General features: G+C 76.5%; 7 protein-coding genes. 1 reads left to right on the top strand and 6 read right to left on the bottom strand.

Annotation, left to right across the window (positions count from 1 at the left end):
• Positions 1-78 precede the first annotated feature (78 nt).
• A complete protein-coding gene (locus ABT345_RS10730; protein WP_425584427.1) occupies positions 79-735 on the bottom strand; it encodes an MGMT family protein in 657 nt (218 codons plus the stop codon).
• Between the two features lie 440 nt (positions 736-1,175).
• Here ABT345_RS10730 and ABT345_RS10725 point away from each other — a divergent pair, with 440 nt between their 5' ends.
• Positions 1,176-4,028: a lysylphosphatidylglycerol synthase domain-containing protein gene (locus ABT345_RS10725; RefSeq protein ID WP_386459355.1), complete on the top strand. Its 2,853-nt coding sequence runs from the start codon at positions 1,176-1,178 to the stop codon at positions 4,026-4,028.
• 105 nt (positions 4,029-4,133) lie between these two features.
• Here the strand turns inward: ABT345_RS10725 and moeZ are convergent, their stop codons facing one another.
• The 5 genes from moeZ to ABT345_RS10700 all read right to left on the bottom strand — a co-directional run bounded on the left by moeZ (position 4,134) and on the right by ABT345_RS10700 (position 10,526).
• Positions 4,134-5,312 (bottom strand): adenylyltransferase/sulfurtransferase MoeZ, encoded by a 1,179-nt coding sequence (gene moeZ, locus ABT345_RS10720; RefSeq protein WP_345086454.1) that lies wholly within the window; start codon positions 5,310-5,312, stop codon positions 4,134-4,136.
• A 75-nt stretch (positions 5,313-5,387) separates the two neighbouring features.
• The gene (locus ABT345_RS10715) at positions 5,388-6,203 is read right to left on the bottom strand and encodes a spherulation-specific family 4 protein (protein WP_345086456.1); all 816 of its coding nucleotides are present in this window, start codon (positions 6,201-6,203) and stop codon (positions 5,388-5,390) included.
• Positions 6,191-7,141, bottom strand: a complete 951-nt coding sequence (locus ABT345_RS10710; protein ID WP_345086458.1) for an NAD-dependent epimerase/dehydratase family protein — start codon at positions 7,139-7,141, stop codon at positions 6,191-6,193. The genes ABT345_RS10715 and ABT345_RS10710 overlap by 13 nt, the downstream gene beginning before the upstream one ends.
• Positions 7,142-7,335: 194 nt before the next feature.
• Positions 7,336-8,937 carry a hypothetical protein gene (locus tag ABT345_RS10705; protein WP_345086460.1) on the bottom strand — a complete coding sequence of 534 codons (1,602 nt, stop codon included), beginning with the start codon at positions 8,935-8,937 and terminating at the stop codon, positions 7,336-7,338.
• A complete protein-coding gene (locus tag ABT345_RS10700) occupies positions 8,934-10,526 on the bottom strand; it encodes a glycosyltransferase (RefSeq protein WP_345086462.1) in 1,593 nt (530 codons plus the stop codon). The genes ABT345_RS10705 and ABT345_RS10700 overlap by 4 nt, the downstream gene beginning before the upstream one ends.
• Positions 10,527-10,666 lie beyond the last annotated feature (140 nt).

Here is a 10,666-nt window from a genome sequence, read left to right as displayed (position 1 = left end):
GCTCCCGACGCTACGCCAGGCGGCGGGCGGGGCGGCGGTTGTCCACAGGGCGCCTTCGGGCGTCGGGGGCGCGCGGGTTCAGGAGTGCGCCGCCGGGCCGCGGCCGCGCCGCCGGGCCCGCGGGGCCGGGCCGTCGGGGGCCGTGCGGCCGCCGCCGCGGCCGCGACCTGCGGCGGGGGCGCCGGGCGGGGGGCCGTCACCGCTGTCGTGGCCGGCCGCTCCGGTCGGGAGGGCGCCCTCCGGGATGCCGGGGAGGTGGGTGAGGTCGACGACGTGGCGGGCGCCGGGGGCGGTGTCGGAAACCTCACAGTCGGCGGCGGGTCCGAGGGGGCCGTCCCAGCGGGCGCGGCGCATGTCGAGGCGGGCGGCCGAGCCGTCGGCGGCGGTGCGCAGCGGTGTGCCCTCGGCGCGGTAGTGGGCGAGGGCGCGGCGTTCGCTGCCGGGCAGCAGGGCGCCGTCCGCGCGGACCACGCGCCACCAGGGGACGGCGCCGCCGTAGAGGGCCATGGCGCGGCCGACCTGGCGGGGGCCGCCGCCGCGGCCGTCGCGGTCCTCGGCGGCGAGGCGGGCGGCGACGTCGCCGTAGGTCAGGACGTGTCCCGGCGGGATGCGTTCGGCCATGCCGAGGACGCGTTCGGCGTAGTCGGGCAGCTCGGGTGCGGGGCGGGCGCCCTGCGGGGCCGGGCCGTCGTCCTCGGAGGTGTCAGGTGCGGTGCCGTCGCGGTGGCCACTCATTCGGTCCATCCTGCCGTACCCCGCCGACATCGGCGCGGGACGCGCGGCGGGGGCCGTGCGCCGGCGGTGTGCGGGCCGCGCGGGGGCCCGGGATGCGGGAGGCTCGGGGCGGGTCGCGGGGCGGTCCCCGGGCCGGTAGCGGGGGCTCGGCTTCCGCTTCTCGCGGCCGCGAAAAGCACCCTGATCCCCCCGGCCCCCGTGCGGCCGTGCCACCATCTTCCGGGCGGTGACTGGTGAGACGTGAGCGAAAAGCGACGTCCGGACGGCAGGGCGCGGCGCCTTCGCGGGTGACGGATGCCCCTGGCGCCCGGCAGCCGGGAGCCGCCGCCACCGTCCCGGGAGGCACGGCGCGAAGGCGCCGGACCGACCGTCCGGCGGCGGACCAGGGGAAGCAGCAACGGAGGCCGTCCGCGGTCTCCGCGACCGAAAAGGCGAGCACGATCGAGAAGGCCGAACGACCCGGGGCGTCCGAGAGACCCGACGGGCCCGCGCACGGCGCGGGCGACGACGGGCGGCGGGCGCCGCAGGGGCACGAGACGGGAGCCGGCGCGCCGCCGGACGTGGAGCACGCGGGGCCCGAGCGGCCCGCGGGCGCCGCGCGCGCGGCCTGTGGCGGGGACGCTGACGTGCCCCGGACCGGTTCGCACCTGGCGACGTGTGACGGCGCGGGGTGCGCGGGCGGTGCGGAGCACGCGGACCGGGTGTCCGGCGACGAGCCGCTGCTGCCGGCGCGGGTGCACCGCCCGGCCGATCTGCTGCGGCTGCTGCTCGGTATCGCGGGGATCGCGCTGGTCCTGGCGCTGGCGGCGTTCGCGCACGCCACGACGCAGGGGCTGGCCGACGACATCGGCAAGGGCGCGGGCCAGGCCCCGCGGCTGCTGATCAACTTCGCGGGTCTGGCGTCGAGCGTGGCGGTGCTGATCGTCCCGGTGGCGTTCGCCGTCGAGCGGCTGATCAAACGCGACGGGCTGCGCATCGCCGACGGCGTGCTGGCGGCGGTGCTGGCGCACGGGGTGTCGCTGGCGACGGACCTGTGGGTCGCGGAGGCGGCGCCCGAGTCGATCCGGGCGGCGCTGACCCAGCGGATGCACGACGGGTCGCTGACCACGCCCGTCCACAGCTATCTCGCGCCGGTCATCGCGTACATGACGGCGGTGGGGATGGCGCGGCGCCCGCGGTGGCGGGTGGCGATGTGGTGCGTGCTGCTGCTGGACGCGTTCGCGGTGCTGGTCGGCCGGTACACCACACCGTTCGCGATCGTCACGACGGTGCTGATCGGCTGGACGGTGGCGTACGGCACGCTGTACGCCGTCGGCACGCCCAATGTGCGGCCCACCGGGCAGCATCTGCTGGCGGGGCTGCGGCGGGTCGGCTTCCGCCCGGTGAGCGCGCTGCGCGCCGAGGACGTCGCCAACCCGGACCATCCCGAGCACTCCGACCGCGGGCGCCGCTATCTGGTGACGCGGGAGGACGGGCCGCCCATCGATGTGACGGTCGTCGACCGCGAGCAGCAGGCGCAGGGCTTCTTCTACCGGGTGTGGCGGCGGCTGTCGCTGCGCGGCATCAACCAGCGCCGCAGCCTGCAGTCGCTGCGGCAGGCGCTGGAGCAGGAGGCGCTGCTGGCGTACGCCGCGATCGCCGCGGGCGCCCGCGCGCCGCGGCTGATCGCCACGTCGGAGCTGGGCCCGGACGCGGTGATGCTGGTCTACGAGCACATCGGCGGGCGGCGGCTGGACGCGCTGGACGACGAGGAGATCACCGATGCGGTGATGCGCAGCGCGTGGGAGCAGGTCGCGGCGTTGCAGTCGCGGCGGATCGCGCACCGGCGGCTGGTCGGGGACGCGTTGCTGGTGGATCGTTCCGGCAAGGTGACGCTGACGGAGCTGCGCGGCGGTGAGATCGCCGCGGGCGATCTGGTGCTGCGGATGGACGTCGCGCAGCTGCTGACGACGCTGGGCCTGCGGGTCGGCGCGGAGCGGTCGGTGGCGGTCGCGGTGGAGGTGCTGGGCCCGGACGCGGTGGCGGACAGCCTGCCGCTGCTCCAGCCGATCGCGCTGAGCCGCACGACGCGGGCGACGCTGCGGCAGCGGGCCCGGGAGCGGTCGGCGCGGGAGCGGGAGGCGGTGCTGGAGGCGTCGCGGTCCGCGAAGGAGGCGCGCGAGGAGCTGGCGGCGTCCGAGCCCGCGGACCGCAAGCGGCTGCGGGCGATGCGCGCGCAGGCGAAGGCGGACGAGAAGCGGGCGCTGGACGAGGCGTCGGAGGAGGCGCGCGAGGAGGATCTGCTGGCGCAGATCCGGCGTCAGGTGCTGCTGATCCGGCCGACGGCGGTGATCGAACCGGCGAAGCTGGAGCGGCTGAGCCCGCGGATCCTGATCAGCTGGATCGCCGGTGCGTTCGCCGCGTATCTGCTGCTGTCGCAGCTGATGTCGCAGGTCGCCCACTTCAACCTGCTCGATGTGATCAAGGAAGCCCAGTGGGTGTGGGTGCTGGTCGCGATGGTGTTCTCCGGGACGACGTACATCGCGGCGGCCATGAGCCTGCTGGGCTTCGTCACCGAGAAGGTGTCGTTCCTGCGGACGGTGATCGCGCAGATCGCGGGGAACTTCGTGAAGCTGGTGGCGCCCGCCGCGATCGGCGGCGTCGCGCTGAACACGCGGTTCCTGCAGCGGGCCGGGGTGCGGCCGGGTCTTGCGGTGGCGAGCGTCGGCGCCTCGCAGCTGTTCGGTCTCGGCGCGCACGTCCTGCTGCTGCTGACGTTCGGCTATCTGACGGGGACGGAGAGCGGCGACGATCAGCTGTCGCCGTCCCGGACGGTCATCGCCGGGCTGCTGACGGTCGCGGTGCTGGTGCTGGTGGTGACGGCGGTGCCGGCGCTGCGGAAGTTCGTGGTGACACGGGTGCGGTCGCTGTTCGCCGGGGTGGTGCCGCGGATGCTGGACATCCTCCAGCGCCCCGGGAAGCTGGTGACCGGCATCGGCGGGATGCTGCTGCTGACCGCGGCCAACGTGATGTGCCTGGACGCGTCCATCCGCGCCTTCGGCGGCGGCGACACGCTCAGTTACGCGAGCATCGCGGTGGCGTTCCTCGCCGGCAACGCACTGGGCTCGGCGGCGCCGACGCCGGGCGGTGTGGGCGCGGTCGAGGGCGCGCTGATCACGGCGCTGACGCTGGCGGGGCTCGGCGGTGACGTCGCCTTCCCGGCGGTGCTGCTGTTCCGGCTGATGACGTTCTGGCTGCCGGTGCTGCCGGGCTGGCTGGCGTTCACGCACCTGACGCGCAAGGGCGAGATCTGAGGAACGGTGGCTGTGGCCACGGCGAAGGCGCCGTCCCGCGCGGTGCGGGGCGGCGCCTTCGGTGTGCGGGGGGGGCGGCCGCGGCGAACGGCCCCGGTGGCCCGGTCAGTAGACGGGCTTGTCCGGCTCGATCTGGTTGACCCAGCCGATGACGCCGCCGCCGACGTGGACCGCGTCGGCGAAGCCGGCGGACTTGAGGACGGCGAGGACCTCGGCGGAGCGGACACCGGTCTTGCAGTGCAGGACGATCTTCTTGTCCTGCGGGAGGTCCTGGAGGGCGTTGCCCATCAGGAACTCGTTCTTCGGGATCAGCCGGGCGCCGGGGATCGAGACGATCTCGTACTCGTTCGGCTCGCGGACGTCGATGATCTCGATCTTCTCGTCGGCGTCGATCCACTCCTTGAGCTGCTTGGGCGTGATCGTCGCGCCCATCGCCGCCTCCTGCGCCTCCTCGGAGACGACGCCGCAGAAGGCCTCGTAGTCGATCAGCTCGGTGACGGTGGGGTTCTCGCCGCAGACCGCGCAGTTGGGGTCCTTGCGGACCTTGACCTGACGGTACGTCATCTCCAGCGCGTCGTAGATCATCAGGCGGCCGACGAGCGGGTCGCCGATGCCGGCCAGGACCTTGATGGCCTCGTTGACCTGGATGGAGCCGATGGAGGCGCAGAGCACGCCGAGGACGCCGCCCTCGGCGCAGGAGGGCACCATGCCGGGGGGCGGGGGCTCCGGGTAGAGGCAGCGGTAGCAGGGGCCGTGCTCGCTCCAGAAGACGGACGCCTGGCCGTCGAAGCGGTAGATGGAGCCCCAGACGTACGGCTTGTTCAGCAGCACGCAGGCGTCGTTGACGAGATAGCGGGTGGCGAAGTTGTCCGTGCCGTCCACGATCAGGTCGTACTGGCGGAAGATGTCCATCACGTTCTCGGCTTCGAGCCGCTCTTCGTGAAGGATCACGTTCACGTACGGGTTGATGCCGAGCACCGAGTCCTTGGCGGACGCGGCCTTGGAACGGCCGATGTCCGCCTGGCTGTGGATGATCTGGCGCTGCAGGTTCGACTCGTCGACCTCGTCGAACTCCACGATGCCCAGGGTGCCCACGCCGGCCGCGGCCAGGTACATCAGGGCGGGCGAACCCAGGCCGCCGGCGCCGACGCACAGCACCTTGGCGTTCTTCAGCCGCTTCTGCCCGTCCATCCCCACATCGGGGATGATCAGGTGGCGGGAGTACCTGCGGACCTCGTCGACGGTGAGCTCCGAAGCGGGCTCGACCAGGGGTGGCAGCGACACGGCAGACCTCAACAAGGGGGTTGGTCGGTGTGGGTCAGTACGGTTGTTCTGTCCGTAACACTGCCACGCCCGTCTTCATTCCAAGACACCCGTTCCGATGCGCGAGACGAAATCGTCCCAGTAGCCGGGCAGCGCCTCCCAGGCGTCGCCGTCGCGGTCGCGCCGGTCGGTGAAGAAGACCGTGCCGGCGCCCTGCCAGCGGGCGATCCGCAGCGCCTCGTCGAGATGGCTGCGCGGGACGCCGTGGACGAGGTGGCAAAACCGCTCCGGAGGGTGGTCGGCGGTCCACAGCGCCACCTGTGACCAGCGGTATTCACTCCACGGTCCGGCGAAGGTGAGGAGCTGGTCGGCGGATTCGGCGTACCCCGGGTGCGGGTGGGTGCCGTGTCCGAACACGAGGTGGGCGCCGTCCGCGAGGCCGCGCAGCGCGGCGGCGGTGCGGCGGGTGGCGGGCAGCTCCTCCCGGTCGGCAGGGGCGCGGCAGAGCAGGAAACCGTCGACGCGGTACCACTCCAGGAAGCGGTGGGCGTCGGCGATCAGGTCACCGAAGGGCCGGGTGCCGTACCGCAGGTCGAGATGTCCCAACAGGCGGACACCCGTCTCACGCAGCCGGGCCGCGGCGGGCAGGCAGTGCGGGTCGGGGCGCTCCCCGGGCCCCGCGGCGACGTCGAGGACCGCCCAGTGGACCGGGGCGACCGGGGAGTAGCCGGGCACCGTGCCCGCCACGCCCCGGGGGGCCTCCCGGGGGGTGACGAACCCCCGGGAGACCCGCAGCAGTTCGTCCCATGCGGTGGGCGCGAGCAGCGGGTGGGCGATGCCCGGGACGCCGACCCCGAAGGGCCCGGCGCCGGTGGGGGTGCGGGTCGTGCCCGCGGTGGTCAGATGCGGCATGCGGCCTCCATCCAGATGTCGGCGAGGGATTCCTCCAGTCCGATCCGCGGCCGCCAGCCGAGCCGGTCACGCGCGGTGCGCACATCGGCCTGCTGCCAGGTGCCGCAGCCGTCCGGGTAGGGGTAGGTGGGCGGCGCGACGCCGTGCTCCGGGGACGGGCCCGGGATGATCAACCGGGCGGGCGGCGAGTCCAGTTCGTGCAGCGCGCCGCCGAATCCGGCGACCCGGGCGAGGACGGACGCGGCCTCCCGCAGCCGCACCGCGCGGCCGGTGCCGATGTTGACCACGCCCTGCGCGGCGGAGAGCGATGCGGCGTGCACCGCGCGCGCCACGTCGCGGACGTCGACGAAGTCCCGCTGCACACCGAGACCGCCGAGCTTCAGCTCGCCGTCGCCGGACTGCATGGCGCGGCGCATCGCCTCGGCGAGCCGCCCGAGCGGGGAACCGGCGGGGGTGCCGGGCCCGACGGGTGAGAAGACCCGCAGCACGACCGCGTCCAGACCGGAGCCGAGGACGAGTTCGGTGGCGGCGAGCTTGCTGACGCCGTAGGGGCCGCCGGGGCGGGGCACGGCGTCCTCGGCGGTGGACGAACCGGGCTGCGAGGGGCCGTACTCGGAGGCGCAGCCGAGGTGGACGAGTCGGGCGCCGCAGCCGCTGCGGCGCAGCGCCTCGCAGACGGTGGCGACGGCGACGGTGTTGTGCCGGGTGAGTTCGCGGGCGCCGCCGCGGGTGGCGCCGGAGCAGTTGACGACGACGCCGGGGTGGACGGCGTCCAGGAAGCGGGTGAGCGCGCCGGGGCTGCCGGAGGCGAGGTCGAAGCGGACGTCGGCGTCGTCGCCGCGGCCCAGCACGGTCAGCTGGACGGCGGGGTCGGCGAGCAGGCGGTCGGCGACGTAGCGGCCGAGGTAGCCGTTGGCGCCGATGAGCAGAACCCTCATCGGGCGACCCCCTGGTGCTCATGGCGTGCGGTCGGGTGGACGTTCATGTGTCGTGCTCCTCGTCGGACGGGTCGGTGGTGGTGGTTCGGCCGCGGGCGGGCGGCCGCCGCGGGACGGCGGCCCGGAGGGGGTCGTGGTCCGCGCCGATGCCACGGGTGGGGCCCGGGAGGCCGGCGGGCGGGCTATTCGCCGGATCATGGTCGGGCCGCCTCCGGCTCCGCGAGGACGGGATGGGCCCGCGCGCCGGTGAGGGTGCGCAGGGCGTGGCCCAGGAGGACGAGGGCGGCGGCGCTGCAGGCGAGGGCCGGTACGGCGGCCGGGCCCGCGGCGGCGGTCAGCGCCTCCACCGGCCGGGCCAGCGCCCCCGCGCCCGGCAGCCGGGCGGCGCGCACCAGGGCCGGGGCGAGGGCTTCGAGGGCGGCGGCCGCCACGGGCCCGGCGGTCGCCGCGGCGGGGAAGCCGTGGACGGCGAGCAGCCGGGCGAGGAAGAGCAGCGTGCCCAGGGCGGTGACGGCGACGAGGGCGGCGGGCGGATCGGCCGGGCCACCGGTGAGCCGGCGGGCGCCGAGCAGCAGGGCGAGCTGGGCGGCGGCGTACAGCAGGGTGGCAACGAGCAGCAACGGGCGGATGAGGGAGGCGAATTCGTCCAGTCCGCGGCTGACGGCGAGGCCGCGCCGGGCGCGCCGTCCGAACCACCGGGCGAGCACCGCGGCGGGCGCGACGGCGCAGGTCAGGGCGAGCGCGATGGCGGCGTCGGGGTGCGGCCACGGCGGCGGGAGGCCGGGGCCGCCGGCCAGGAGCGCGGTCAGCGGTGCGTCGCCGGGGAGGGCGTGGCAGACGGTCCAGGCGACGGCGAGCGGGGCGGCGACCGGGGGCCGCCCGGTCCGGCGGACGCCCAGCGGGCCGGTGCGCAGGGCGAGCCGGAGCGCGAGGAGGACGAGGGCGGCGCCCGCGGCTGCGGTGGCGGGCCGGGCCAGGGGGTGCCCCGGGTGGACGGCGGCGAGCGCGGCGAGGGTGGCGGCGCAGACCGCGCCCGGCAGCAGCTGGAGCCCGGCCCGTACGGCGGTTCCGCGCCGGGCGGGCTCCGGTGGCGGCACGGTGGCGGTCCGGGCGCGGGGCACCCGGGCGTACAGCTCCTCGGCGAGCGAGAAGACGTCGCGGTGGCGGAAGCGGGCGGCGGTGCGGTCGGTGAGGCCGTGCGCCTCCAGACCTGCGGCGATCTCCAACGGGTCGACGGCGTGCGCGCACAGCCGGCGGTGGTGGTGGATCAGCGTGCCGACCGGGTCGGCGGGCGGGGAGGCCGCGGCCTCGCGGGGCGGGGAGACCTCCCGGAGCGGGGGCGCGACGGCGGCCGGCTCCGGGGGCTCGGCGGCGGGCGCGTCCCAGGGCGGATGCGCGGCGGATTCCCCGTGGGCCGGGCGCCCGGTGGGAGGCACCTGCCGGCGCGGATCCTCGGCGGCGGACGCCTCCGGGGCCGGATGCCCCGCGGGAGGCACCTCCCGGAACGGATGCCCGGCGGCGTACTCCCCCTGGGCCGGATGCCCGGCAGGGTCCGCTCCCCGGGGCGGATGGCCCGGGGCGGGTGCCGGTCCGGCGGGGGCCGCCTCCCGGGGCGGGTGTCCGGCGAGGGACAGCGGTCCGGCCGGGGTCGCCTCCCGGGGCGGGCGTCCCGCGGCGAGGGGGCGGCGGGTGGCGCGCCAGGGGGCGGGCGGGCGACGGAGGGCGTGTGCCGGGGTGGCGGGGCGGGCGGGGGTGCGGGAGGGCTCGTGGTCCGGGGAGTCCGTGCTCGTGGTCATCGCGCCTCTCCTCTCGTGACCGCCGGGCGGCGGCGCGGCCCGGCGGCCCAGCTCGGGGTGCGGTCGGCAGGGGGCGTACGGGGGACGGCGCCGCGGCGGCCGGGGAGATGGGTCTCGGCCGGGCGGGCGAAGGGGCGCGGGGTGCCGGGGTCGGGCTCCGGCCGGGCGTGGGCGAGGAGTTCGAGGTAGATGCCGCGGAAGGCGGTGAGGTGGCGGTCGACGGTGAAGAGTTCCAGGGCCCGGGCGCGGGCGGCGCCGCCGAGGCGGACCCGCCGGGCCGGGTCGGCGAGCAGGGCGAGAACGGCGTCGGCGAGGGCGTGCGGGTCGCCGGCGGGGACGACCAGGCCGGTGGAGCCGATGACCTCGCAGACCGCCCCCGCGTCGGCGGCGACCAGGGCCCGGCCGCTGAACATCGCCTCCACCAGGCCGTACGGGAAGCCCTCACCGGCGCCGGAGAGCACCACGACGGCGGCGGTGGCGTAGGCGCCGGCGACGGCGGACGCCCCGGGGGCGGCCGGTTCCTCGAAGCGGACCGGGCCCGGCGTCCCGGGGAAGAGCCGGTCGGCCAGGGCCCGGCAGTGGGCGAGGTAGGCGGCCGCGTCCGGGGCGTCGCCGGGCCGGCCGACGATCCGCAGGACGGCGCCGGGGACGGCGGTCCGGACGTGGGCGAAGGCGCGCAGCAGTCCGGCGAGGTCCTGGGACGGTTCGACGGGGCCGGCCCACACCAGGGTGGCGGCGTCGTCGGCCACGGCGTCGGAGGCTTGCAGGAACGGCCCGGCGGGGACCCCGGGGTGGACGGTGCGCAGCCGCTGCGGCGCCGCCCCGCACCGCTCCTGCCAGCGGCGGGCGTGGGCGGTGCCGGGGGTGATGAGCGTGGCGCGGGCGTACGTCTCGGCGGCCAGGGCCCGTTGGAAGGCGGCGAGGAGGGCGCGGGCGGGGGCGCTCAGCGGGGTGGTGGCGCGGTCGAGGTAGTGGGCGCGCAGCCCCGGGCCGTCCTCGCTGACCAGGAGCGGGGTGCCGAAGAAGCGTTTGGCCAGCACTCCGGCGAGTGCGGTGGGACCGGCGGCCGTGGCGTGGCAGAGGTCGACGGCGTCGAGGCCCGGGGCGCCGTCGCCGTACCAGTCGAGGGAGAGCGGGCGCAGCGCCTCGTCGAGGTGGCCGGCGACCGCGAGGAGGTCCGGGACCCGGACGGCGTGCGCGGCGGCGAGTGCGCCGGGGGCGCGGCAGGCGCGCTCCAGCAGGCGCAGGGCGGCCTCGGAGCGGAGCAGGGCGGGCAGATCGGCGCGGTCGCGGGCGAGTCCGGCGAGGCCGTGGAGACCGGCGGCGAAACGGTCCGCCTGGGGTGCGCCGCCGGCGGGTTCGGCGGTGAGGGCGGCGGCGAGGTCGGTGAAGTGGCGGGCGAAGCGGCGGCGGTCGGCGCGGTCCGGGGTGCGGGCCCGGCGGGCCGGGTCGCCGGACGAGGGGCCCGCGGGGAGGGCGAACTCGGTGAACTCGTGGCCGGGCAGCCCCTGGACGAGCCGGTCGTACCAGCGCGGTGCGCGACGTACCGCGCCGGTGCGGGCACCCTCGGTGAGCAGTCCGATGCGCACGTGTCCACCCCTGTTCTCCGGCCTCGGCGGGTAAGTCGTCCTCCGGCGGTACGGTGCGGGCCGCCGGTTGCGGAACGACGCTACGCAAAAGGCCCGGTGGCGCGGCGGACGGTTGTCCGTCGCGCCACCGGAAGGGGTGA

This window comes from Streptomyces sp. NPDC000404, from assembly GCF_040300365.1.
GTDB lineage: Bacteria > Actinomycetota > Actinomycetes > Streptomycetales > Streptomycetaceae > Streptomyces > Streptomyces ramulosus.
Note: the sequence above shows the minus strand (reverse complement) of the source record. Positions and strands in the feature narration are given on the sequence as shown.